At 71.2% G+C, this 24,215-nt stretch carries 23 protein-coding genes and 1 other RNA gene; 12 read left to right on the top strand and 12 right to left on the bottom strand.

Translation table 11 applies throughout. The features are described from left to right. Positions 1–90: 90 nt before the first annotated feature. Positions 91–1,143, top strand: coding sequence for a uroporphyrinogen decarboxylase (gene hemE, locus BLT43_RS14140; RefSeq protein ID WP_090113864.1), 1,053 nt, complete (start codon positions 91–93; stop codon positions 1,141–1,143). Here the strand turns inward: hemE and BLT43_RS14135 are convergent. After that, a complete protein-coding gene (locus BLT43_RS14135) occupies positions 1,140–1,823 on the bottom strand; it encodes a DUF2270 domain-containing protein (RefSeq protein WP_090113862.1) in 684 nt (227 codons plus the stop codon). The genes hemE and BLT43_RS14135 overlap by 4 nt on opposite strands. A gap of 71 nt (positions 1,824–1,894) precedes the next feature. After that, positions 1,895–2,788 carry an oxygen-dependent coproporphyrinogen oxidase gene (gene hemF / locus BLT43_RS14130; RefSeq protein WP_090113860.1) on the bottom strand — a complete coding sequence of 298 codons (894 nt, stop codon included), beginning with the start codon at positions 2,786–2,788 and terminating at the stop codon, positions 1,895–1,897. 97 nt (positions 2,789–2,885) lie between these two features. Here hemF and BLT43_RS14125 point away from each other — a divergent pair, with 97 nt between their 5' ends. After that, positions 2,886–3,272 carry a hypothetical protein gene (locus BLT43_RS14125; protein WP_090113859.1) on the top strand — a complete coding sequence of 129 codons (387 nt, stop codon included), beginning with the start codon at positions 2,886–2,888 and terminating at the stop codon, positions 3,270–3,272. A gap of 44 nt (positions 3,273–3,316) precedes the next feature. Here BLT43_RS14125 and BLT43_RS14120 read toward each other — a convergent pair whose 3' ends face one another. The 3 genes from BLT43_RS14120 to clpS are packed head-to-tail and all read right to left on the bottom strand — an operon-like array spanning position 3,317 to position 5,491. Further along, on the bottom strand, positions 3,317–4,120 hold the full coding sequence (locus tag BLT43_RS14120) for an SDR family NAD(P)-dependent oxidoreductase (protein WP_090113857.1): 804 nt from the start codon (positions 4,118–4,120) through the stop codon (positions 3,317–3,319). A 24-nt stretch (positions 4,121–4,144) separates the two neighbouring features. Beyond that, complete coding sequence (locus BLT43_RS14115) at positions 4,145–5,131, bottom strand: class I SAM-dependent methyltransferase (RefSeq protein ID WP_090113855.1); 987 nt, start codon at positions 5,129–5,131, stop codon at positions 4,145–4,147. Positions 5,132–5,170: 39 nt separating this feature from the next. Beyond that, positions 5,171–5,491 (bottom strand): ATP-dependent Clp protease adapter ClpS, encoded by a 321-nt coding sequence (gene clpS / locus BLT43_RS14110; RefSeq protein ID WP_090114126.1) that lies wholly within the window; start codon positions 5,489–5,491, stop codon positions 5,171–5,173. A gap of 139 nt (positions 5,492–5,630) precedes the next feature. Here clpS and BLT43_RS14105 point away from each other — a divergent pair, with 139 nt between their 5' ends. The 3 genes from BLT43_RS14105 to BLT43_RS14095 all read left to right on the top strand — a co-directional run bounded on the left by BLT43_RS14105 (position 5,631) and on the right by BLT43_RS14095 (position 8,957). Continuing rightward, positions 5,631–6,335 (top strand): HAD family hydrolase, encoded by a 705-nt coding sequence (locus tag BLT43_RS14105; RefSeq protein ID WP_090113853.1) that lies wholly within the window; start codon positions 5,631–5,633, stop codon positions 6,333–6,335. Between the two features lie 363 nt (positions 6,336–6,698). After that, entirely contained in the window at positions 6,699–8,147 is a 1,449-nt protein-coding gene (locus BLT43_RS14100; protein ID WP_165612623.1) for a D-alanyl-D-alanine carboxypeptidase family protein, read from the top strand. A gap of 123 nt (positions 8,148–8,270) precedes the next feature. After that, positions 8,271–8,957 carry a fumarylacetoacetate hydrolase family protein gene (locus BLT43_RS14095; protein ID WP_090113850.1) on the top strand — a complete coding sequence of 229 codons (687 nt, stop codon included), beginning with the start codon at positions 8,271–8,273 and terminating at the stop codon, positions 8,955–8,957. A gap of 52 nt (positions 8,958–9,009) precedes the next feature. Here the strand turns inward: BLT43_RS14095 and BLT43_RS14090 are convergent, their stop codons facing one another. The 5 genes from BLT43_RS14090 to BLT43_RS14070 all read right to left on the bottom strand — a co-directional run bounded on the left by BLT43_RS14090 (position 9,010) and on the right by BLT43_RS14070 (position 15,430). Further along, entirely contained in the window at positions 9,010–10,596 is a 1,587-nt protein-coding gene (locus BLT43_RS14090; RefSeq protein WP_090113848.1) for an ABC transporter ATP-binding protein, read from the bottom strand. After that, positions 10,593–11,720: an ABC transporter permease gene (locus BLT43_RS14085; RefSeq protein ID WP_090113846.1), complete on the bottom strand. Its 1,128-nt coding sequence runs from the start codon at positions 11,718–11,720 to the stop codon at positions 10,593–10,595. The genes BLT43_RS14090 and BLT43_RS14085 overlap by 4 nt, the downstream gene beginning before the upstream one ends. Beyond that, on the bottom strand, positions 11,721–12,794 hold the full coding sequence (locus BLT43_RS14080) for a microcin C ABC transporter permease YejB (protein ID WP_090113844.1): 1,074 nt from the start codon (positions 12,792–12,794) through the stop codon (positions 11,721–11,723). 15 nt (positions 12,795–12,809) lie between these two features. Continuing rightward, the gene (locus BLT43_RS14075) at positions 12,810–14,741 is read right to left on the bottom strand and encodes an extracellular solute-binding protein (protein ID WP_090113842.1); all 1,932 of its coding nucleotides are present in this window, start codon (positions 14,739–14,741) and stop codon (positions 12,810–12,812) included. A 167-nt stretch (positions 14,742–14,908) separates the two neighbouring features. Then, complete coding sequence (locus BLT43_RS14070; protein ID WP_090114124.1) at positions 14,909–15,430, bottom strand: c-type cytochrome; 522 nt, start codon at positions 15,428–15,430, stop codon at positions 14,909–14,911. Between the two features lie 119 nt (positions 15,431–15,549). On the opposite strand from BLT43_RS14070, the gene BLT43_RS14065 reads away from it, so the two are divergent. Next, positions 15,550–16,401: a prephenate dehydratase gene (locus BLT43_RS14065; RefSeq protein ID WP_090113840.1), complete on the top strand. Its 852-nt coding sequence runs from the start codon at positions 15,550–15,552 to the stop codon at positions 16,399–16,401. A 20-nt stretch (positions 16,402–16,421) separates the two neighbouring features. On the opposite strand, the gene BLT43_RS14060 is transcribed toward BLT43_RS14065, so the two are convergent. Together BLT43_RS14060 and nudC are read right to left on the bottom strand one after the other, a co-directional pair. Continuing rightward, positions 16,422–16,883, bottom strand: coding sequence for an SRPBCC family protein (locus BLT43_RS14060; RefSeq protein ID WP_090113837.1), 462 nt, complete (start codon positions 16,881–16,883; stop codon positions 16,422–16,424). A 60-nt stretch (positions 16,884–16,943) separates the two neighbouring features. After that, on the bottom strand, positions 16,944–17,906 hold the full coding sequence (gene nudC / locus BLT43_RS14055) for an NAD(+) diphosphatase (protein WP_090113836.1): 963 nt from the start codon (positions 17,904–17,906) through the stop codon (positions 16,944–16,946). A gap of 137 nt (positions 17,907–18,043) precedes the next feature. On the opposite strand from nudC, the gene BLT43_RS14050 reads away from it, so the two are divergent. From BLT43_RS14050 to BLT43_RS14025, 6 genes are all read left to right on the top strand, one after another. Beyond that, a complete protein-coding gene (locus BLT43_RS14050; protein WP_165612622.1) occupies positions 18,044–19,885 on the top strand; it encodes a 5'-nucleotidase C-terminal domain-containing protein in 1,842 nt (613 codons plus the stop codon). Continuing rightward, positions 19,861–20,523 carry an HAD family hydrolase gene (locus BLT43_RS19170; RefSeq protein ID WP_090113831.1) on the top strand — a complete coding sequence of 221 codons (663 nt, stop codon included), beginning with the start codon at positions 19,861–19,863 and terminating at the stop codon, positions 20,521–20,523. The genes BLT43_RS14050 and BLT43_RS19170 overlap by 25 nt, the downstream gene beginning before the upstream one ends. 74 nt (positions 20,524–20,597) lie before the next feature. After that, positions 20,598–20,696, top strand: an RNA gene (gene ffs / locus BLT43_RS14040) — signal recognition particle sRNA small type. Between the two features lie 144 nt (positions 20,697–20,840). Beyond that, on the top strand, positions 20,841–21,860 hold the full coding sequence (gene rsgA, locus BLT43_RS14035; protein WP_090113829.1) for a ribosome small subunit-dependent GTPase A: 1,020 nt from the start codon (positions 20,841–20,843) through the stop codon (positions 21,858–21,860). A gap of 51 nt (positions 21,861–21,911) precedes the next feature. Then, the gene (locus BLT43_RS14030) at positions 21,912–22,295 is read left to right on the top strand and encodes a DUF202 domain-containing protein (RefSeq protein WP_090113827.1); all 384 of its coding nucleotides are present in this window, start codon (positions 21,912–21,914) and stop codon (positions 22,293–22,295) included. 74 nt (positions 22,296–22,369) lie between these two features. Next, complete coding sequence (locus BLT43_RS14025; RefSeq protein WP_090113825.1) at positions 22,370–24,166, top strand: DNA polymerase III subunit gamma/tau; 1,797 nt, start codon at positions 22,370–22,372, stop codon at positions 24,164–24,166. Positions 24,167–24,215: the final 49 nt, after the last annotated feature.

Below are 24,215 nucleotides of genomic sequence, written 5' to 3'. Positions count from 1 at the left end.
CTCTACGCCGGCCCGGCCGGGGCGGCAACCGCGACGCCGGGCCGCGCCGCCCGCGCTTGACATCCGCCCCGCGCGGCGGGACGAGGATGCATGACCGATGCCCCCACCCCCCCGTCGAAGCTTCTGCTGCGCGCCCTTGCCGGCGAGACCCTGCCGGTGCCGCCGGTCTGGATGATGCGCCAGGCCGGGCGCTACCTGCCCGAATACCGCGCCACCCGCGCGCAGGCGGGCGACTTCCTGTCGCTGTGCTACAACCCGGAGCTCGCGGCCGAGGTGACGCTGCAGCCGATCCGCCGCTTCGGCTTCGACGCCGCGATCCTGTTCGCCGACATTCTGCTGGTGCCGCAGGCGCTGGGGCTCGACCTGTGGTTCGTCACCGGCGAGGGGCCGCGGCTGTCGCCGATCATGGAGAAGGGCGGCGTCGCGGCGCTGAAGCCGGCCGAGGCGATCCACGAGCATCTCGCCCCGGTCTACGAGACGGTCAGGATCCTGTCGCGCGAGCTGCCGCGCGAGACGGCGCTGATCGGCTTCGCCGGCGCGCCCTGGACCGTGGCCACCTACATGATCGCCGGGCGCGGCACGCCCGACCAGGGCCCGGCACACGCGCTCAAGGCCGAGAACCGGGCCGAGTTCGACGCGCTGATCGACCGCATCACCGAGGCGACGATCGAGTATCTCTCGGCGCAGGTCGCGGCCGGGGCCGAGACGGTGAAGATCTTCGACAGCTGGGCCGGCTCGCTCGAGGGCGACGATCTCGACCGCTACTCGATCGCGCCGATGGCGCGGATCACCGCGGCGCTGAAGGCGCGCCATCCCGGCCTGCCGGTGATCGCCTTCCCGCGCGGCGCGGGCGAACGCTTCGCCGACGCGGCGCGCGCGATCGGCGCTGACTGCATCGCCATCGACGACGCGGTCAGCCCCGAATGGGCGGCCCGACACGTGCAGCCGCTGGCCTGCGTGCAGGGCAACCTCGCCAGCCGCCACATGGTGACCGGCGGCGCCGAGATGGTGGCCGAGATCCGCCGCATCCGCGAGGCGCTGTCGCAGGGCCCGCATGTCTTCAACCTCGGTCACGGCATCACGCCCGACGCCGACCCCGACAACGTGGCGCTGATGATCGAGACGCTGCGCGAGCGCCGCTAACCCATCCCGGAGGGGCGCTGCACCGAGCCCCAGCGGCGGCGGTCGTGCAGCCAGCTCTGCACCGCCCAGCCCGACCAGGCGAAGACGTAGAACAGGCCCGCCGCCAGCACCACCAGCCCCGGCAGCGGGCCGATCGCGGCGCGGTCGACGAACTGCTCGAAGTTCTGGACCGGGTTGGGGTGGACGATCAGCTTGCCGATATAGGCGACGGTCTGGATCAACAGGATCCACAGGTAGTTGCGCCGGATCCGGCGGCCCACCGCGACCCAGAACGACACGTGGTAGCGCGGCACCCAGTAATCCTCGGCCAGCGTCTTCTGCCAGCCCTCGCCCAGCCGCAGGTCGCCATCCTGCAGCATCGGCGCGTAGAAATGCGTCTCGAGCCAGCGGCAGCGGGCGCGCCAGACGTTGAAGTAGCGGTAGCGCCGCGCCTCCAGCATCAGGAAGAACAGGATCAGGATGCCCACCAGCACCAGTGGCAGCGGCGAGGCCTCGCGCGAGGCGAAGGCGATCGACAGCGCGATGCCCAGCGTCACCACCGACCAGTTGGTGGTGGTGTCGAGACGGGTGCGCCAGATCGTCGAGCGGTAGTTCTCGCCGCGCCACAGATGCGCCAGCGCGCCGATCTCGGCCGAGTTCAGCTCGCGCTGGGCCTTGGGTTCAGGCTCCGTCTGGTACATCTCAAGCCTCCCGCGTCTCCCCGTCCCAAGCATGGCACGGCCGGCGAGACGCGGTCAAAGCCGTTGAAACGTCAGGCCCATTTCGCCAGCGGCGGCAGGCTCATCAGCACCGCGTCGGGATCGTGGCCGGTGGCCAGCCCGAACTTGGTGCCGCGGTCGTAGACGAGGTTGTATTCCGCGTAGAGCCCGCGATGCAGAAGCTGCGCCTCGCGGTCGGCTTCGCCCCAGGGCGTGGCGCGGCGCTTCTCGGCCAGCGGCAGCCAGGCCGGCAGGAAGGCCCGGCCGATATCCTGCGTCAGCGCGAAATCCGCCGCCCAGTCGCCGGTGCACAGATCGTCCATGAAGATGCCGCCGACGCCGCGCGCCCGGTTGCGGTGCGGGATGAAGAAATACTCGTCGGCCCAGTCCTTGAGCCGCGGGTAGTGTCCTTCGCCATGCGGGTCGAGATGCGCCTTGAGAACGGCATGGAACTGCGCGGTGTCCTCGGCGTATTCGATGCAGGGATTGAGGTCGGCGCCGCCGCCGAACCACCAGGCGTTCGGGGTCCAGAACATCCGGGTGTTCATGTGCACGGCCGGCACATGCGGGTTCTGCATATGCGCGACGAGGCTGATGCCCGAGGCCCAGAAGCGCGGGTCCGCCTCGATGCCCGGCACGCCGCGCGCCGCCATCGCCGCCTGCGCCTTGGCGCCGAGCGTGCCGTAGACGGTCGAGACGTTGACGCCGACCTTCTCGAACACCCGGCCGCCGCGCATCACGCTCATCAGGCCACCGCCGGCATCCTCGCCCTCGTCGCCGGTGCGCGTGGTCGGCGTGACCTCGAAGCGGCCGGCGGCCCGGTCGGAGAGCGGGCCGTCCGACTGCGCGTCCTCGAGCCCCTCGAACGCGGCGACGATCTCGTCGCGCAGCGTGCGGAACCACGCCGCCGCCTGCTGTTTCTCGTCCTGCATCGCCGTCGCGGTCATGCGTGCCCCCATGCTATTGCATATCAACCCGTTCTAGCATTGCGTGCACGGGTCCGCCATGCGACCGGCGGGCTCGATTCAGCCGGAGTTACCCCGAATGCGCCCGTTTCTGTTGCTCGCCCTGCCCCTCGCCCTTGCCGCCTGCGCCACCCCGCGCGAGGCCTGCGTCTCCTCGGCGCTGCGCGAAGGCCGGGTGCTGAACGCGCTGATCGCCGAGACGCGCGGCAATCTCGCGCGCGGCTACGGGCTCGAGCAGCGCGAGGTGCTGCGCACCGAGCGCGAGTTCTGCGAATACCGCCGGGAGGACGGCACCACCGGCCGGCGCTTCTGCGACGTGGTGAACACCGAGACGGTGACCGAGCCGGTCACGCTCGACCTCGCGCAGGAGCAGGTGAAGCTCAACCAGCTGCTCGACCGCCGCGACCGCCAGCAGCAGGCCGAGCGCGCCGCCGTCGCGCAGTGCCAGGCGCGCTATCCCGAGTGACCGGGCCGGAGTGACCGGGCCCCGGGTGACCGGGGCGCGCCGCCTCAGTGGGCGGCGACGTGGCTGGGGTCGATCAGGCTGCGGCCGCCATCGACGGTGATCACCTGGCCCGTGACGAAGGCCGAGGCGTCGGAGGCGAGATACTGCACCGCGTCCGACACCTCGCTGGCCGAGGCGATGCGACCGAGCGGCGTGCAGTGCAGGATCGCCTCGCGCATCTCGTCGTGATCCGAGAGCGACTGCTTGAGCGAGGCGCTCATCACCGAGCCGAAGGCCACGGCGTTGACCCGGATGCGCTTGGGCGCCAGCGCCACCGCCATCGAGCGGGTCATCTGGTCGAGCGCGGCGCAGCTGACCGAGTAGGCCAAGAGCTCGGGATGGGTCAGCCGCGCGGCGATCGAGCTGAGATTGATGATCGAGCCGATCGAGCCCTCGGCCTCGGGATCGGCCTGCTTGATCATCCGCTTGGCCGCGGCCTGGCTGAGCCGCAACGCCGACATCAGGTTCTGGTCGAGCAGCCGCGACACCGAATCATCCTCGATGTCGAACGGGTCCGAGGGCGCCACCTGACGCGCCGCGTTGACCACGATGTCGATCCGGTCGAAGGCGTCGATGGTGAAGGACAGAAGGTTGGTGATGGTCAGCCGCTCGCGCAGGTCGCCTGCGAAGTGGCGCACCGGCCCGTCGGCCTCGCGCAGCACCGAGGTCTCGCGCTCGAGCGCGGCCTCGTCGCGATCGACGAAGACCACGTTGGCCCCGGCCTCGACCATGGCGCGGGCGATGGCGAGGCCGACGCCATGCGCCGCCCCGGTCACGATCGCGGTCTTGCCGGCGATGGAAAAGCTCATGGGGTGCTCCTGTGGGGGAACCTGTCAGCGGGATTTCTGCGGCCGGACCGCGTGGAACAGCTTGAACGCGGAATCGCCGCCGATCTCCTCGACGGTCCGGAAAGCCTCGCGCAAAGCCGCCTCGTAGGGCAAGTGCCGGTTGGCCACCAGCCACAGCTGCCCGGCGGGCTGCAGCATCCGCGCCGCGGAGGCGATGAAGGCGCGGCCCAGCGCCGGGTCAGCGGCGCGGCCGGTGTGGAAGGGCGGGTTGCACAGGATGCCGTCGTAAAGCGCCGCCGGCTTGAACCGGGTGACGTCTTCCCAATGAAAGGCGGCGCGCGCGTCGGTGACGTTGGCCCGCGCGCAGTCGAGCGCCAGCTTCTCGGCCTCGATCAGGTCGATGCTCTTGACGCCCTCGCGCGCCAGCGCGTGGCGCGCGAGATAGCCCCAGCCGGCGCCGAGATCGGCCAACCGCCCCGGCAGCTTCGCGGGCAGCGCCTGCACCAGCAGCTGCGAGCCGCGATCCGGGCCGTCGGCCGAGAAGGCGCCCCATTGCGTGACGAAGCCCTCGCCGATCTCGGCCGGGGCGGGCGCGGCCCAGTCCGCCAGGTCGACTTCGGCCGCGTCGAACCAGAACAGCCGGCCATGCGCGCGCGTCACCGAGGCCAGGTCGCCGAGGCGGCGGCGCAGGTCGCGAAACAGACCGTCCACGCCATCGGTCTTCTGCCCGTCGACGATCACCAGCGGCGCGAGGCGCGCGGCCTGCGCCACCAGCGCGCGCGCCAGCGGCTTGGAGCGCGGCACGAAGACGATCGCGGCGGCCGCGGGGGCCACGCTCTCGTCGCTCTCCACCTGCCAGCCGGCGGCGGTCAGGCGGTCGATGTCGGGACGAAAGCCGTGCAGGATCCGCGTCCGGTCCCGGGGCAGCGCCGAGAGGTCGGTCTCGCCGGAGGGGCGCAGCGCCAGGATCTCGCCCTCGGGCAGCGCGAGCGCGCCGCTGTCGATGGCGGTGGTCAGACGAGCTTCGGCCATGGGGTCCTCACGATGGCGACGGCAAGACGAGGGCCGCCCCTATTCCCTTTCCATGGTGCATTGCAACGGGTGCTGGTGGCGCTGCGCGAAATCCATCACCTGCGCCACCTTGGTCTCGGCCACCTCGTAGGAAAACACCCCCACCACGGCGAGGCCCTTCTTGTGCACGGTCAGCATCAGCTCGAAGGCCTGGGCGTGGTTCAGGTTGAAGAACCGCTCGAGCACGTGCACGACGAACTCCATCGGCGTGTAGTCGTCGTTGAGGATCAGCACCTTGTAGAGCGGCGGGCGCTTGGTCTTCGGGCGGGTCTCGGTCTTGACCCCGGTGAGGTCGTCCGGGCCGGCATCGTCGCCCGCCATGCCGGTCTCGTCCCGCCGCGTCGTCATCCGCAATTCCGCCATGTCTCCCACGGGTCCCCGCGTTTCGTTGCCATCCGCGCTCTGGCCTCGTTATATAAGCGCCCTGTCCCCGCTGAAAAGACCGATCGAGGAGACCTTCATGCCGCAGCTCCGGACCGTCGCCTTCGATGCCGACGACACGTTGTGGCACAATGAGCGGTTCTTCCGCTCCACCCAGGACCGTTTCGTCGAGCTGCTGGCCGATCACGCGGGCCCCGAGCGGCTGCGCGAGCGGCTGCTCGACGCCGAGCGGCGCAACCTCGGGCGCTACGGATTCGGCATCAAGGCCTTCACCCTGTCGATGATCGAGACCGCGATCGAGGTCAGCGAGGAACGCGTGCCGGCCAGCGCGATCGGCGAGATCGTGGCGATGGGCCGCGAGATGCTGGCGCATCCGATCGAGCTTCTGCCCGGCGTCGAGAAGGCGGTCTCGGCGCTGACCGGCGAGGCGCGGCTGGTGCTGATCACCAAGGGCGACCTTCTCGACCAGGAGCGCAAGCTGGCGCAGTCGGGGCTGGGCGATCATTTCGACGCGGTCGAGATCGTCAGCGACAAGACCGCCCCGGTCTATTCGGCGATCTTCGCGCGCCACGGATTCGCGCCCGAGCGCACCCTGATGATCGGCAATTCGCTGAAGTCCGACGTGATCCCGGTGATCGAGGCCGGTGGCTGGGGCGTGCATCTTCCGCACGAAACCACCTGGGCGCTGGAGGAGGCAGAGGCGCCGCGCGGGCACCCGCGGTTCCGCCGGCTCTCGGCCATGGCCGATCTGCCCGCGCTGGTTGAAGAGCTGATCCCGGCCTGAGCGCCTTGGCGCTTGCGATGCGGCCTTTTCGCCACAAGCCGCGCGGCGGGGCGGATCGGCCATCCCCTTGAGCAGGCTTCGCCTTGCCCTGTCTGTGCGAGTCGAGGCGCGCCTTGCCGCGCCGCGCCTCAGCTTCGTTTCCAAACCGGTTGGAAATTCGGCTATTTTCGTGACGTGACGTCCATGCTACCGTGATGCGAACAATAAAGTTGCCGGCAACGCATCGGTGACTCGAGGCAGAAAAAGGGCAATGCAGTGAGCAGTCGTCTGTCGCAGACGGCCCGATGCGGGCTGTTTCTGATCACCACTCTCATCGCGTCCATCACCCTCGCGACCGGCGCCCACTCAGCGCCATACGCCGCGATGGTCGTGGACGCAAAGACCGGGGCCGTCATCCACGAGGAGAACGCCGACACCCGGCTTCACCCCGCATCTCTGACCAAGATGATGACGCTCTACATCGCCTTCCAGGCGATCCAGCGCGGCGAGATCGGGCTGGACACCGAGGTGACCATCCCGCGCGAGGCGGCGGCCGAGCCGCCCTCCAAGCTAGGGCTGCGCACCGGCCAGAAGATCCGCTTCCGCTACCTGCTGCGCGCCGCGGCCGTGAAATCGGCCAACGACGCCGCCACCGCGATCGGCGTCGCGCTGTCGGGCAGCCAGGAAGGCTTCGCCAAGCGCATGAACGCGACGGCGCAGGCGATGGGCATGCGCAACACCAGCTTCGTCAACATGCACGGCCTGACCGAGCAGGGCCACATGTCGACCGCCCGCGACATGACGGTGCTGGGCCGGCACATGATCTACGACTTTCCGCAATATTATAACCTGTTCTCGCGCCGCACCGCCGATGCCGGCATCCGGCAGGTCAACAACACCAACCGCCGCTTCCTCGACGCCTATGACGGCGCCGACGGCATCAAGACCGGCTTCACCAACGCCGCCGGCTACAACCTCGTGGCCTCGGCCCGGCGGGGCGACCGGCGGATCATCGCCACCGTGTTCGGCGGCACCTCGACCGCCAACCGCAACGCGCAGATCATGAAGCTGCTCGACAAGGGCTTCGCCACCCCGGCCGGCAGCGTCGGCGCGGCGAGCCCGGCGCTGGTCGCGGCCGCGCCCGTGCCGAAGCCGACCAGCGGCGCCCACACGATCCGCGTCAGCGGCGTGGTCGGCCGCAGCCTGCGCCCGCAGATCCGGCCCGGCACCGCCGCCGTGCAGGTCGCCACCGCGAGCGGCATCGAGGATGCGCTGGCCGCGGCACTTTTGGTATCTGCCGCGCCCAGCGGGACGGCGCCCGCCTCTGCTGAGGCGGCGCCGGCGCAGGGCGCGGTGACGGTGGCGGCGGCGCAGCCCGCGGCCGAGCCCGAGCCCGCGGCGCCGGTCACCGACCTGTCGGAGATGGCGCCCGAAACGGCGAAGCTCTTTGCCGAGGCCGGGCTGGCTGAGGCCCCCGAGACCACGCCCGAACCGCGCCCCACCGAGATCATCATGACCGCGGCGGCCATCGCGCCGGTCGACAGCTCGAAGATGCAGTCGCCGCCCGAGGTGGTCACCCGCGTCTCGACCTCCGGCGGCCGGCTTTGGGGCATCAATGTCGGGCGCTACAACAGCCGCGGCCAGGCCGAGCGGGTGCTGATCCAGACCGCGCTGAACGAGCCGGGCGCGCTCGATGGCGGGCTGCGCCGCGTGGTGCAGCGTTCGGGCGGCTTCGACGCCAACTTCATGGGTCTGACCAACGAGGCCGCCGACCTCGCCTGCCGCCGGCTGCAGGCGCGCGGCAGCATGTGTTTCATGATCGGGCCGTCCTGAGCCTTCTCCCAGCACGGGACGACCCTTTCGGCGCCGCATCCTCCTCCTCCCGGGATGCGGCGCCGTCTTGTTTCGGGGACCCGGTTCGGCCTTGATGGCAGCCGGACCAAACAGGGAGATCCCATGCCCCGCCTCGCCGTTACCCCGCCCGCGCCCGCGCGCTTTGCCACCACCGACCCGGAGCTCGAGGTCGCGCTGCACCGGATCTTCTGCGTCGGGCGCAACTACGCCGCCCATGCGCGCGAGATGGGCAATGACGAGCGCGAGCCGCCCTTCTTCTTCACCAAGCCCGCCAGCGCCGCCGTGGCCACCGGCGCGGCCCTCCCCTACCCGCCCGCGACGACCGACCTGCACCACGAGGCCGAGCTCTGCGCGCTGATCGGCACCGGCGGGCGCGACATCGAAGCCGCCGATGCGCTCGACCACGTCTGGGGCTACTGCGCCGGCAACGACCTGACGCGGCGCGACATGCAGGCCGAGGCCAAGGCGATGCGGCGGCCCTGGGACATGGCCAAGGGCTTCGACGCCTCGGCGGTGCTCGGCCCCTTCGCGCCCGCCAGCCAGATCGGACACCCCGCAAAGGGCCGGATCGCCTGCCTCGTCGACGGCGAGACCCGGCAGGAGGCGGACCTGTCGCAGATGACATGGAGCGTGGCCGAGATCGTCGCCCATCTCTCGCGCCTCGTGACCCTGCAGCCGGGCGACCTGATCATGACCGGCACGCCCGAGGGCGTCGGCCCGGTCGCGCCGGGGCAGGACTGCACGGTCGAGATCGCGGGTCTCGGCGCGGCGCGGTTCCGCTTCGACTGAGCCCGCTCTCCGGATGCGCTTGGCCCGCCCCCATACGGGGGCGCGGCCGGTCTCAGAACGCGGCGGCCATGAGCTGGCGGGTGTAGTCGGTCTCCGGCGCGTCGAAGATCGCGCCGGCGCTGCCCGCCTCGACCACGTCGCCGTTCTTCATCACCATCACCTTGTGGCTGAGTGCGCGCACCACCTTCAGGTCGTGGCTGATGAAGACGTAGGCGAGGCGGTACTTGCGCTGCAGTTCGCGCAACAGCTCGACGATCTGCACCTGCACCGTCATGTCGAGCGCCGAGGTCGGCTCGTCGAGCACGATCAGACGCGGCCGCAGGATCAGCGCCCGGGCGATGGCGATGCGCTGGCGCTGGCCGCCCGAGAACTCGTGCGGGTAGCGGTCCATGGCCGAGGGCTCGAGCCCGACCTCGGCCATGATCTCGGCCACCATCTCGCGCTTGTCGCGGCCGGTCTCGACGCCGTGGACGCCCAGACCCTCGGAGATGATCTGCGCCACCGTCATGCGCGGGCTGAGCGAGCCGAACGGGTCCTGAAACACGATCTGGATCTCGGAGCGTAAGGGTCGCATCCGGCGCTGGGTCAGGTGCTGGATCTCCTGCCCGTCGAACAGGATGCGCCCCTCCGAGCCGATCAGCCTGACCATGGCCAGCGCCAGCGTGGTCTTGCCCGAGCCGCTTTCGCCGACGATGCCGACGGTCTCGCCCGCGCGCACGCTCAGCGTCGCGTCGTTCACCGCCTTGACGTGGCCCACCGTGCGCTTGAGCAGGCCGCGCTGGATCGGGAACCAGATCTTCAGGTGCTCGGTCTCGGCCACCACCTGCGCGTCGTTCGGCACCGGGTCCGGGTGGCCGCCGGATTCGGCCTCGAGCAGCATCCGCGTGTAGGGGTGCTGCGGGTCGCGGAAGATCGATTCGGTCGCGCCCTGCTCGACGATCTCGCCGTCCTTCATCACGCAGACCCGGTCGGCGATGCGGCGCACGATGCCGAGGTCGTGGGTGATGAACAGCATCGACATGCCGGTGTCGCGCTTGAGTTCGGCCAGCAGCTCGAGGATCTGCGCCTGGATCGTCACGTCGAGCGCGGTGGTCGGCTCGTCGGCGATCAGCAGGTCGGGGTTGTTCGACAGCGCCATGGCGATCATCACCCGCTGCCGCTGCCCGCCCGAAAGCTGGTGCGGATAGGCGTCGAGCCGGCTCTCGGGGTCGCGGATGCCGACGCGGGTGAGCAGCTCGATGATGCGCACGCGCACCGCCTCGCCGCGCAGGCCCTGGTGCAGCTCGATCGACTCGCGCAGCTGCCGCTCCAGCGTGTGCAGCGGGTTGAGCGAGGTCATCGGCTCCTGGAAGATGAAGGAGATGTCGTTGCCGCGCACCCGGCGCAGGTCGCCCTCCGGCGCGCCGACCATCTCGCGGCCCTCGTAGCTGACCGAGCCCGAGACGGCGGCGTTCTCGCCCAGAAGCTGCACGGTCGAAAGCGCGGTGACCGACTTGCCCGAGCCGCTCTCGCCCACCAGCGCCACGGTCTCGCCGCGGCCCACGGTGAAGGAGACGCCGCGCACCGCCGGCACCAGCCCGCCATCCTGCCGGAAATCGACCTTCAGGTCGCGCACGTCGAGGATCGTGTCGGCGCTCATTGGAAGGTCTTTCTCGGGTCGAAGGCGTCGCGCACCCCTTCGAAGATGAACACCAGAAGCGACAGCATGATCGCAAAGGTGAAGAAGGCGGTGAAGCCGAGCCACGGCGCCTGCAGGTTCTGCTTGGCCTGCAGCGTCAGTTCCCCCAGCGACGGCGCCGAGGACGGCAGGCCGAAGCCCAGGAAGTCGAGCGAGGCCAGCGTGCCGATCGCGCCGGTGACGAGGAAGGGCAGCATGGTGACGGTGGCGACCATGGCGTTGGGCAGCATGTGGCGGAACATGATGGTGGTGTCGGTGACGCCGAGCGCGCGGGCGGCGCGGATGTATTCGAAGTTGCGGGCGCGCAGGAACTCGGCCCGGACCACGCCCACCAGCGCCGGCCAGCCGAACAGCACTGTCAATCCTACAAGCAGCCAGAAACTTCGCCCCAGTATCGCGAAGACGATGATGATCACGTAGAGCGAGGGCGTGCCGGTCCAGATCTCGATGATCCGCTGGAAGATCAGGTCGGTCCAGCCGCCGAAATAGCCCTGCACCGCGCCCGCCACGATACCGATCAGCGAGGAGGCCAGCGTGACGATGATCGCGAAGAAGATCGACAGGCGGAAGCCGTAGATCACGCGCGCCACCACGTCGCGCTTGGTGTCGTCGGTGCCGAGCCAGTTGGTCTCGCTGGGCGGCGCCGGCGCGACGCCCGGAACGTCGACGATGGTGTCGTAGGCATAGGGGATCGGCGGCCAGATCACCCAGCCGGGCGCGAAATCGGCCGGGTCGCTCTCTTCGAGCGCAGGCAGCTCGCCCCCCGCCTCCACCGCCGCGATCAGCGCCTCGGGCTGCACGAAGCAGTCGCCGAGGCCCCCGGTGACGATCAGGCACTCGACCTCCGGGTCGGAATAGGCGGCCTCGGTCGGGAAGTCGCCGCCGAAATCCTGCTCGGAATAGAAGCTGACGATCGGGCTGCGCCACTCGCCGCGGTAGCTCACCAGAAGCGGCCGGTCATTGGCGAGAAGCTCGGCGAACAGGCTCAGCCCGAACAGGATCGAGAAGATCACCAGCGACCATAGCGCCCGGCGGTTGCGCTTGAAGTTGCGCCAGCGGCGCGCGTTGAGCGGCGACAGCGCCATTCAGCCCCTCCGTTCGAAGTCGATGCGCGGGTCGATCAGCACGTAGGTGAGATCGGTCACGATGCCGACGATCAGGCCCAGAAGCGAGAAGGCGAAGAGCGTGCCGAACACCACCGGGTAGTCGCGCGCCACCGCCGCCTCGAAGCCCAGCCGCCCCAGACCGTCGAGCGAGAACAGCGTCTCGATGATCAGGCTGCCGCCGAAGAACACGCCGATGAACAGCGCCGGAAAGCCCGAGATCACGATCAGCATGGCGTTGCGGAAGACGTGGCCGTAGAGGACCTGCCGTTCGCCCAGCCCCTTGGCGCGGGCGGTCATCACGTACTGCTTCTTGATCTCGTCGAGGAAGGAGTTCTTGGTCAGCAGCGTCAGCGTCGCGAAGGCCGAGATGGTCGAGGCCAGCACCGGCAGCGCGATGTGCCAGAAATAGTCGAGCACCTTGCCGATCAGCGACAGGCTCTCCCAGTTGTCGGAGGTCAGGCCCCTGAGCGGGAAGATCCGGAAATATGAGCCGCCGGCGAAGAGCACGATCAGGAGGATCGCGAAGAGGAAGCCCGGGATGGCGTAGCCCACGATGATCGCGCCCGAGGTCCAGGTGTCGAAGGAGGAGCCGTCGCGCACCGCCTTGCGGATCCCGAGCGGGATCGAGATCAGGTAGGCCAGCAGCGTCGACCACAGGCCCAGCGTGATCGAGACCGGCATCTTTTCCAGCACGAGGTCGATCACCGAGATCGAGCGGAAGTAGCTCTCGCCGAAATCGAAGCGGATGTAGTTCCACATCATGTTGAGGAAGCGCTCGAGCGGCGGCTTGTCGAAGCCGAACTCGCGCTCGAGCTCGGCGATGAACTCCGGCGGCAGGCCGCGGGCGCCGACATACTCGCTGTCGGAGCCGCCCGAGATCTCGCCGCCGCCGCCGGCGATGCTCTCGAACACGTCGCCGCCGCCCTCGATCTGGGCGATGATCTGCTCGATCGGCCCGCCCGGCACGAACTGCACCAGCGCGAAGTTGATGATCATGATCCCGAGCAGCGTCGGGATCACGAGCAGCAGTCGTCTGAGGATGTAGGCTCCCATGCGGTCGCGCGATCCTCAGCGCAGCGCGCCGGCGGCGCGGAGCCCGTCCGCGGCCTCGGCGTCGTACCACCAGAAATCCAGCTCGCCCAGGGCGAAGGGCGGCATCGGGTCGGGATGACGATACATGTCGTAATAGGCCACCGTGTGCACGTCCTTGTACCATTGCGGCACCCAGATGATCTCGGCCCTGAGCACCCGGTCGAGCGCATGCACCGAGGTGGTCAGCTCGTCCAGCGTCTCGGCGTCGATCACCGTCTTGACCAGCCGGTCCACCGCCGGGTTGCGCAGCCGCATCAGGTTGCGCGAGCTGTCGTCGGCGGTCTTGGAGGCGTACCACTGCTCGAGCCCCACGCCGGGCTCGAAACCCATGCCGAAGGTGTGGTTCACGAGGTCGAAATCGCCCGAGCGGCGGCGCTCGACATATTGCGCGCTGTCGACCCGCTCCAGCTTGGCCTGCACGCCGAGCCGCGACAGGTTCTCGATGATCGGGTTCACGATGCGGTCGAATTGCGGGCTGAACTGCAGGAAGACGAGGTCGAGCACCTCGCCGTCCTTGGTCCGCACGCCGCCGTCACCGATGGTCCAGCCGGCCTCCTCCAGAAGCCGCCCGGCGCGGCGATAGGTGGCGCGGTCGGGGGTGTTGGCCGCGGCCGAGAGCACCGGCGCGCCGCGCACCTCCTCGGTGAGGATGCTCTCGTCGAGCAGGCCTTCCTCGACCAGCGGCCCGAGGATCGCCAGCTCGCCCTCGGACGGCGTGCCGGTGGCCTCGAGGTCGGAGTTCTCCCAGAAGCTCTCGACCCGCTCGTAAAGCCCGTAGAACAGCGACTCGTTCGACCATTCGAAGTTGAACATCATGCCGATCGCCTCGCGGACGCGCGGGTCCTGCCAGGTCGGGTCGTCGAGGTTGAACACGAAGGCCTGCGCGCCGGCGATGGTGCCGTCGGGGATCTCCTCGGTCTTGACCCAGCCCTTCTGCACCGCCGGGAAGTCGTAGCCGGTGGCCCAGTCCTTCGACGAGTTCTCGACCCGGAAGGTGTACTCGCCCGACTTGAACCCCTCGAAGGCGGCGGCGCTGTCGGCGAAATACTCGACCCGGATGGTGTCGAAGTTGTTGCGCCCGACATTGAGCGGCACGTCCGCGCCCCAGAAATTCTCGTTGCGGCCGTAGACGATGCGCCGGTTGATGTCGAATTCCTTCAGCTCGTAGGGGCCGGTGCCCATGAAGGGTTCCTGCGTGCTCTCGTCGATCCGCGCGCCGGTCTCTTCGAACCACGCCTTAGAAAAGGCGGGGGTGTTGCCGGCGAAGCCGATCACGTCGCGGCGCGGCGCCTCCTCGGTGAAGGTGAACTTGATGCGGTGCGTGTCGAGCACCTCGACCGTCTCGAGGAAGCCCTCGACCACGGCGCGGTACTCGGCGATGCCCTGCTCGAGGAAGAGCTGGTTGGTGAACTTGATGTCCTCGGCGGTCATCGGCGTGCCGTCGGCGAAGGTCACGTCGTCGCGCAGGTTGAAGATCACCCAGTCGCGGCTCGCCGGGTACTCGATGGTGGTGCAGAGGTAGCAGTAGAGCCCGTAGGGATCGTCGGCGGTACCGGTCATCAGCCGCTCGTGCGGCAGCGAGTTCAGCGCCGCGGCCACGCCTTGCCGCGAGTAGGAGTTGAAGCTGTCGAAGGTGCCCTGCGACCACTGGCTGATCTCGCCGCCCTTGGGCGCGTCGGGGTTGACGTAGTCGAGATGTTCGAAGTCGGGGCCGTATTTCAGATCGCCGAAATTGGTGTAGCCGTGGCTGACGATCACCTCCGCGTCGCCCGCCGCCTCCTGCGCCGCGAGCGGCGCGGCGACGAGGAGCGCGCCCAGCGCCAGCGCCGATCCGGTCAACCAGAGACTGGGCCCGCGCAGCGGGGCGTCGATCGTGGCGGCGGCGGCAGGGTGGCGTCTGGCGGACATCTTGCGCTCCTTGGGGCGAACGGGCCTGACGGCGAGGCTAGCGGCCCAACGGCCTGACGTTCAAGGCGAGAATGCGTGAGCGCTGCGCGGGTTCCGGCCACCCCGACATGCGAAGGGCCGCCCTCGGCGGGCGGCCCTTTTGCGAAATCCGGCGCAGAACCGGCGGATCAGCCGCCGATGGTCTGCAGGTAGGCGATCAGGTTGGCGCGGTCCTCGACGTCCCGCAGGCCGTTATAGGTCATCTTGGTGCCCGGGGCCCAGTCGCGCGGCGCCTCGAGGAAGCCGTTCAGGTTCTCGGGGGTCCAGACCTCGGCCACGGCCTTGAGCGCGCCCGAGTAGCTGTAGCCCGCCTCGGCGCCGATCTCGCGGCCGACCACGCCGTAGAGGGAGGGGCCGGTGCCGTTCACGCCCTCTTCCAGCGCGTGGCAGGAGCGGCAGTTGCGCCAGACGCCCTCGCCCGCGGCCGGGTCGGCGGCGGCGAAGACCTCCTCGAACGGTACGGCCTCTTCGGCGGGCTCGTCACCGCCGGCATCCTCGACCGGGATCGAATAGGCCTGCTCGACCTCGCCATGATGACCGCCGTGGCCTCCGCCATAGATGATGTCGGCGGCCCAGCCACCCAGCAGGAAGACCAGCAGCGTGCCGCAGAGGCCGCCAACGACCTTGGTCAGGGTCATCGTGTCGAACATGTCGCGTTCCATTCCGTTCGGCGTTTCGCGGGTATGTATCCGCTTCCCGCTCGGGGACGCAAGGTGTAGAGCCGCGACGAAATGCCCTTTGAGGGACGCCTGTTGAGGGAGGGCACCGCATGGCCGGACGCATCGCATTCCAAGGGGAGCTCGGCGCCTACGGGCACCAGGCCTGCGCCGAGGCGCGACCGAAGATGGAGCCCCTGCCCTGCACCACCTTCGAGGACGCGATTGAGGCGGTGCGCCGCGGCGACGCCGAACTGGGCATGATCGCGGTCGAGAACTCGACCTATGGCCGGGTGGCCGACGTGCACCACCTGCTGCCCGAAAGCGGTCTGCACATCGTCGACGAGGCCTTCGTGCGGGTGCATATCAACCTGCTCGGGGTCAAGGGCGCGCGGCTGGCGGAGGTCGAGACCGCGATGAGCCACACCGTGCTGCTCGGCCAGTGCCGCGACTTCCTGCGCGAGCACGGCATCGGCACGGTGACCGGCGCCGACACCGCCGGCTCGGCCAAGATCGTGGCCGAGCGGGGCGACCCGGCGCAGGCGGCGCTGGCTTCCGAGATCGCGGCCGAGATCTACGGGCTCGACGTGCTGGCGCGGCACATCGAGGACCATGACCGCAACACCACGCGCTTTCTGGTCATGGCGCGCGAGCCCGACCTCAAGCGGCGCGGCAAGGGCGGCATGATGACCAGCTTCGTGTTTCGCGTGCGAAACATCCCGGCCGCGCTCTACAAGGCGATGGGCGGCTTCGCGACCAACGGCGTCAACATGACCAAGCTCGAGAGCTACATGGTCGGCGGCAGCTTCCATGCCACGCAGTTCTACGCCGAGATCGAGGGCCACCCCGACGACCGCAACGTCCAGCTCGCCTTCGACGAGCTCGACTACTTCACCGACCACATCAAGCTGATGGGCGTGTTCCCGGCGGCGCCGCGGCGGCACGAGCCGGCGCGGCGCGACTGAGCCGGCCCACCGAGCCGGCCTCAGGCGGTGGCGCGGCTGCGCGCCCAGCGCGCCTCGATCTCGCGGGCGTAGCCCTCGAGCTTCGCGGCCATGCGGCTCTCGAGGCTGCCGCGCATCAGCGCCAGCGGCTGCAGCGCCATCTTGCCGGTCATGCCCTGCGCGCCGAGCCGGACCGACAGGCCCAGCGCGGCGCCCTCGGCCGCGGCGGAGACCTCGACCCGGACCAGCACCTCGACCCCGGAGACGCGGCCCAGCACCTCGTAGCCCTCGGGCGCGTCGTAGCGCTGCAGGTCGGCCTCGATCCGGCGCGTGCGGCCCATGATCGGCACCTCCGCGCCCCAGCCCCGCGCGGTGCCCGCGCCGCGGGTGTCGACCGCGATGCCGCGCCGCAGGGCGAGGCGTTCGAAGGCGTCGAAGTCGCTGGCCTGCGCGAAGACGAAGTCGCGCGGCGCCGCGACCGGTTGGCGGGTGGTCAGTTCCATGTCGCTGCTCGCTCTGCCTCGGTGGGGCCGCCCGCGCGGCCCGTTGCCCAATGTGTCGCGTCAATCCAGCCGGTCGGCAAGCCAGTTCCACATCAGGGTGGCCGCGATGGCGCCGCGGTGTGGCGCGCGGATCTCGTCGTCGAGGCCGGCGAAGACGCGGGCCAGCCGCTCGCGCGAGACCCAGTGCGCGGCCTCGATCTCCACCGGATCGAGCACGAAGCCCGGCCGCGCGCCGCCCTCGACCTCGGCCCGGCAGCCCAGCATCAGCGAGTTCGGGAAGGGCCAGGGCTGGCTGGCGAGGTAGCGCACCGGGCCGCAGCGCACCCCGGTCTCCTCGCGCACCTCGCGCCGCACCGCCGCCTCGACCGTCTCGCCGGGCTCGACGAAGCCCGCCAGCAGCGAGAACATCCGCTCGGGCCAGAGCGGCGAACGGCCGAGCAGCAGCTGGTCGCCCTGCGTGACCAGCATGATCACCACCGGGTCGGTGCGCGGGAAATGATGCGCGCCGCAGGCCGGGCAGTCGCGCCGCCAGCCGGCCTGCGCGATCTCGCTCGCCGCGCCGCAGCGGGCGCAGAAGCGGTGACTCTCGTGCCAGTTCAGAAGCGCCCGCGCGGTGGCGGCGACCTCGGCCTCGAACGGGTCGAGCGCGGCCATCCGCCGGCGCAGCTCGACGAAGCGCGCGGCACCGCCGATCGCAGGATGCGCCACCTCCTCGGCCAGCGCCTCGCCGCCGCTGCCGGCAAGCCCCTCGGCCCAGTCCGGCAGCGCCACCGCCCAGAGCCCCGCCCCGGAGGCATCCCGGCCGAGGAACAGCCGCGCCCCGCCGGCCTTGGCCAGCGCCGGATGCGCCGGCGGCAGCAGCCACAGCCCGGTGGGGCCGCAGAGCGGCCGGCCGCGCCAGACCGGCAGGATCCGCGCCTCGGGCCGCGCCAGCAACGCGTCCAGCGCCGCGCGGTCCTCGCGCAGTTCCGCCGAGCGCTCCAGCCCGCCGCCTCCGAAGGTCACCTGATCCGCCAGCCGCATTCCACCTCCCCTTCGCCGCGATGACGTTGCGGCGCGGGCAGCAGAATGCGGCGCGAAAAAGGAATGTAAAGCTTGGCGATACCGAAAGACTCTACTTAAGGTTGTATTGACCGATGCTAAGGACGGGGGAGCGGGCGATGGACGGAACCGGGATCTCGGCGGGCGACGTGCCGGCGCGCCTGCGGCTGCGGCTGCTCTGCACCACGGACCTGCACGGCCAGATCCTGCCATGGGACGAGATCGCGGACCGGCCCCTGCCCGGACGCGGGCTGGCGCGGCTGGCGCCGCTGGTGCGGGCGCACCGGGCGGGCGGCGCCAACGTCCTGCTGTTCGACAATGGCGACTTCCTGCACGGCACCGTGGCCGCGGAGCGGGCGAGCCGGGCGCTGGCGGCCGGTGCGCCGGGGCCGCACCCGGTGGTGGCGGCGATGAACGCGATGGGCTTCGATGCCGGCACGCTCGGCAACCACGAGTTCGATCACGGCGCCGCGGCGCTCGAGACGGCGCTGTCGGGTCTCGTCCATCCCGTCACCTGCGCCAATCTCGACGACCCCGCCGGCCCCGCCCTGCCGCGCGAGCTGATGCTGGAGCGCCATCTGCGCGACGATCGCGGCGCGATGCACGTCTTGCGAATCGGCGTGATCGGCCTGCTGCCGCCGCGCGGGGCGCAGGGCGGGGCCGGTCGCGGCATCGCCGGCCCGCAGGCCCCGGCCGCGCGCGCGGCGCTGGGGCGGCTGCGGGAAAACGGTGCCGATCTCGTCGTCATGCTGTGCCATGGCGGGCTCGACAGCGCCCGCAGCCTCGCGGCGCTGGCCGGGATCGACGCCCTGTTTCTCGGCCACACCCATGCGCTGCACCCGACCGCCGGCGCCCCCGCCCTGCCGGGGCCGCCCACCGCCATGCCCGGCGCGCTCGGAAGCCATCTGGGCGTGATCGACCTGCAGCTGGCGCAAGACGACCGCGCGGGGTGGCGGGTCGTGGCCGGGCAAGCCCGGCTGCAGGCGCCGGACACCGCGGAGCAGGGTTGCGACTGGGCGGTGACGCGCGCCGCCCTGCCCGCCCATGCCCGCACCCGGCGCGCGCTGGCCCGGCCGGTGAGCCGCGCCCCGGCCCCGATCGGCGGCGCCTTCCCGCTGGTGGCGCCGGCGCCGGCGCTGCAGCTGATGGCCGATGCCATGCGCGCGGCGGCGCGGGCGCTCTTGGGCGGCCACCCCGCAGCCGGCCTGCCGCTCCTGTCGGCGGTGCACCCGTTCCGCCCGGAGCCGAGCGCCGGCTTCGCCGACCTGCCCGGCGGCACCCTGACGTCGCGGCATCTCTTCGCGCTCTGCCCGCATCCCGACCGGCTGCGGCTGGTCGAGTTGCCGGGGGCGGTCCTCCACGACTGGCTTGAGGACTCCGCCCGCGTGTTCCGCCGCCTGCTGCCCGGCCGCCAGGACCAGCCGCTGCTCGACGGCGGTCGGCCGCCGCATCGCTTCGAGCTGCTCGACGGGCTCGAATGGCGCATCGACGCCAGCCGCGCCGCCGGGGCGGGCCGCGTGACGGGGCTGCGCCATGCCGGCCGGCCGGTGCGCCCCGAGGACCGCTTCGTGATCGCGGTCGCCAGCCACCGGCTGGAGATGGACGACCCGCTGGCCGAGCGGCTGCGCGCCGGGCGGCTCAGGCTGCCGGTGGCCGAGCCCGAGCTGCGGGCGGTGCTGCGCGCGCATCTGCGGGCCAGGCCGGCCGCCCCGCCGCCGCGCCGCGGCTGGCGCTTCGCCGCGCTGCCCGGCACGGCGGGCTGGTTCGACGCCGCGCAGCCGGAGCCGCCCTGGCTGCCCGGCCTGCGCCTGGTCGGGCCGGCTCCCGGCGGCGCGTGGCGATTCGAGCTGAGCCTCGACCCGCGCGGCGCGGTGCGGCCCATCGACTCCGGCGGGTCGCGGCGCTATGGCGGCCCCGCCAGGACAGGGACCGTGAGATGCCTCAACGCTTCGAAGCCGTGATCTTCGACCTCGACGGAACGTTGGTCGACACCGAGACGCTGTGCAACGAGGAGGCGGTGCCGGCGCTGCGCGCGCAGGGCATCGAGATCGAGCCCGCCTTCTTCGAGAGCCTCGCCGGCGTCCATGACGACCGCCGCATGGAGCGGGTGCGCGAGGCCACCGGCCGGCCGCTCGACGCGGCGCGGTTCTACGCCGACTGGGACGCGCGGGTCGAGGCCCGCCTCGCGGCCGAGGGGCTGCCGCTCAAGGCCGGGGCGGAGGCGCTGATCGCGCGCATCGCCGCGCTGGGCCTGCCGATGGCGATCGCCACGTCGAGCCGCCGCGCGCCGGGGCTGAGCAAGATCCGCCGTGCCGGGCTCGAGCGGCACATGAAGGCGATCGTCACCGTCGACGACGTCGACGCGCCCAAGCCCGCCCCCGACGCCTATCTCGAGGCGGCGCGCCGGCTCGGCGCGATGCCGGGGCGCTGCATCGTCTTCGAGGACAGCGAGACCGGGGCCGAGGCCGGCATGGCGGCCGGCATGACGGTGGTGCAGGTGCCCGACCTGAACGCCACCGAGGGCCGCCACGCCACGCATGTGGCCGAAAGCCTGCTCGATGGCGCGCGCGCCGCGGGCCTGTGGCCCCTGCCCGCCTGATCCCGGCGCCCCCGGGCGCGCAATCGCGGCCGAGGCGGCCTTGCGTGCCCCGCGCCCTTTCCCTATATGGGCGGCGAGAGGTTGGCGCGGGCAGGCGCCTCGCCAACCCGGTCAGGTCCGGAAGGAAGCAGCCGTAACGAGCCCCGTCTGGGTCGTCGTCCAGCCTCTCACCCATTCGCACACGCACCCGTACACGGAGGACATCATGGAGATTGTGATCGCCCTCCGGGCCGGGGCCGCCTGAAGCGCCGCCCCCAGCCCGACGCGAACCCGCCCGCGACAGCGGGCCTTCCGATATTCGTGACGGGACCATTGCATTGAATACCCCCACTCTTTCCGACCTCGGCTGGTCGGACCATTTCGCGCGTCAGCTCGAGGACGGCGACACCCCCGCCCGCGTGGCCGAGGTGCATCGCAGCCTGCTGGTGGCGCTCACCCCCGACGGGCCGGTGCGGCTTGCCGCGCCGTCGGGCGCCGGCAGCTTCGCGGTCGGCGACTGGGTCGGCATGCGCGACGGCGCGGCGCGCGTGCGCCTCGCGCCCAAGGGCGAGATCGCCCGCAAGGCCGCCGGCCGCACCGTGGCGCGCCAGCTCGTCGCCGCCAATGTCGACACGCTCGGCATCGTCACCAGCTGCAACGCCGATTTCAACGCCGCCCGGCTCGAGCGCTACGTGGCGCTGGCCGCGGCCTCGGACTGCCTGCCGCTGGTGATCCTGACCAAGGCCGACCTCGCCGAGGATCCGCGCGCCTATCTGCGCCAGGCCGAGCGGCTCTCGCCGCTGGTCACGGCGCTGGCGCTCGATGCGCGCGACGCCGATGAGGCCGCGCGGCTCGTGCCATGGTGCGGGCCGGGCCAGACGCTGGCGCTGGTCGGATCATCGGGCGTCGGCAAGACGACGCTGCAGAACGCGCTCACCGGCGGGGCCGAGGCCACCGCCGGCATCCGCGAGGACGACGCCAAGGGCCGGCACACCACCACCTACCGGGCGCTCAGGCGCTGCGCGGCGGGGGGCTGGCTGATCGACACGCCGGGCATGCGCGAGCTGCAGCTCGCCGACAGTTCCGAGGGCATCGACGAGGTGTTCGAGGACATCACCGACCTCGCCGCCGCCTGCCGCTTCTCGGACTGCGCGCACGAGACCGAGCCGGGCTGCGCGGTGCGCGCCGCGCTCGAGGCGGGCGAGCTCGAGCCCGAGCGGCTGGCGCGCTGGCGCAAGCTCGAGGCCGAGGACCGGCACAACAGCGAGACGCTGGCGCAGGCGCGCGCCCGCCATCGCGGCTTCGCCAAGAAGATCAGGGCGATCCAGCGCGACAGCCGACGCCGCAAGGGCGATTGACCCCCGCCCCCGCCGCCGGGCTAGGATGGCCCGGCGGCGGGAAGGGACGAGATGCAGGACGGAGATCGCGAGACCGACCCGAAGACCGACTGGGCCGAGCGCCGCACCGACTGGGCCGAGGACCGCACGCTGCTGGCCAACGAGCGGACCTTCGCGGGCTGGATGCGCACCGGCATGGCCGCGCTCGCCGTGGCGCTGGGCCTCAAGGCGGTGTTCGGCCCGTTCGAGCCCACCTGGATCGCCAAGGCGGCGGCCACGATCTTCATCGTCACCGCGCTTCTGATCTTCGCGGCCTCGGCGCGCGAGGCGCGCCGCGCGCAGTCGCGGATCACCAGCCACGCGGCGGAGGCGCAGAGCACGCGTCGGATGCTCGTCTTCGCGGTGCTGCTTTCGGTGGGCGCGCTGGCCACGGGGGCGATCCTGTGGCTGCTCTAGGCGGCGTCCCGGTGGACCTCGCGCCCCCCGCCGCATAGGTTGGCGAGGTTCCGAATCCCAGCCGCACGAGCCCGATGTCCGACGCCCCCGCCCCCGCCTACCAGGTGCTCGCCCGGAAGTACCGGCCCGAGACCTTCGCCGATCTCGTGGGCCAGGACGCGATGGTGCGGACCCTGAAGAACGCCTTCGCCGCCAACCGCATCGCGCAGGCCTTCATCATGACCGGCATCCGCGGCACCGGTAAGACCACCACGGCGCGGATCATCGCCAAGGGCATGAACTGCATCGGCCCCGACGGCACCGGCGGCCCCACCACCGAGCCCTGCGGCCAATGCGAGCACTGCACGGCGATCATGGAGGGCCGGCATGTCGACGTGATGGAGATGGACGCGGCGTCGAACACCGGCGTCGCCAACATCCGCGAGATCATCGACAGCGTGCACTACCGGGCGGCCAGCGCGCGCTACAAGGTCTACATCATCGACGAGGTCCACATGCTGTCGACGGGAGCGTTCAACGCGCTCCTGAAGACGCTGGAGGAGCCGCCCGAGCACGTGAAGTTCATCTTCGCGACCACCGAGATCCGCAAGGTGCCGGTGACGGTGCTGTCGCGCTGCCAGCGCTTCGACCTGCGCCGGATCGAGCCCGAGGTGATGATCGGCATGCTGCGCCGCATCGCCACCGCCGAGGCCGCGCAGATCGCCGACGACGCGCTGGCGCTGATCACGCGCGCGGCCGAGGGCTCGGCCCGCGACGCGACCTCGCTTCTCGACCAGGCGATCAGCCACGGCGCTGGCGAGACCACCGCCGACCAGGTGCGCGCGATGCTCGGCCTCGCCGATCGCGGCCGGGTGCTCGACCTGTTCGACATGATCCTGCGCGGCGACGCGGCCTCGGCGCTGACCGAGCTTTCGGCGCAATACGCCGAGGGCGCCGACCCGATGGCGGTGCTGCGCGATTTGGCCGAGATCGCGCATTGGGTCTCCGTTATCAAGGTGACGCCGGAGGCCGCCGACGACCCCACCGTCGGCCCCGACGAGCGGGCGCGCGGCGCGCAGATGGCCGAGACGCTGCCGATGCGGGTGCTGACCCGGCTGTGGCAGATGCTCCTGAAGGCGCTGGAGGAGGTGGCCCACGCCCCGAACGCGATGATGGCCGCCGAGATGGCGGTGATCCGGCTGACCCACGTGGCCGACCTGCCCTCGCCCGAGGAGCTGGTGCGCAAGCTGCAGGACGCCCCCGTCCCGCCCCCGCCGCCCGGCGGCGGCAATGGCGGCGGCGCCCGGCCCGCGCCCGCGGGCGGCGCGTCGGGCAGCCATGCCCCCGCCCGCGGACCGGCGCAGAACCAGCCGGCCCCGACCCATCCCGGCCCCTCCGGCCCTTCGGCGCGCGGCGGCGCGCAGCCCGCGGTGGCCGAGGCCGCCGAGCACGCTCTGGCGCGCTATGGCCGCTTCGAGGACGTGGTCGAGCTCATTCGCACCCATCGCGACGTGCAGATGCTGATCGAGGTCGAGACGACGCTGCGGCTCGTGCGCTACAGTCCCGGCCGGATCGAGTTCGAGCCGACCGAGGACGCGCGCGGCGACCTCGCGCAGCGGCTCGGCCAGAAGCTGCAGGCCTGGACCGGCGTGCGCTGGGCGATGAGCGTGGTGCGCGAGGGCGGCCAGCCGACCATCGCCGAGACCCGCGACGCCGCGGCGCTGGCGCTGCGCCACGAGGCCGAGGCGCACCCGCTGGTGCGCGCGGTCTTCGCCGCCTTCCCCAAGGCCAAGATCACCGAGATCCGCACCGAGGCCGAGCGCGCCCAGCACGCCGCCGAAGAGGCGCTGGCCGAGGTCGAGGACGAGTGGGACCCGTTCGAGGAGGAGTGAGCTCATTTGCGCCGCCGCCCTTGTGAGGCGGCCCCCGCGACCGTATCTC

It is taken from the genome of Limimaricola pyoseonensis, from assembly GCF_900102015.1.
GTDB classification, from domain to species: Bacteria; Pseudomonadota; Alphaproteobacteria; order Rhodobacterales; family Rhodobacteraceae; genus Limimaricola; species Limimaricola pyoseonensis.
This window is presented reverse-complemented; position numbering and strand designations above follow the sequence as displayed.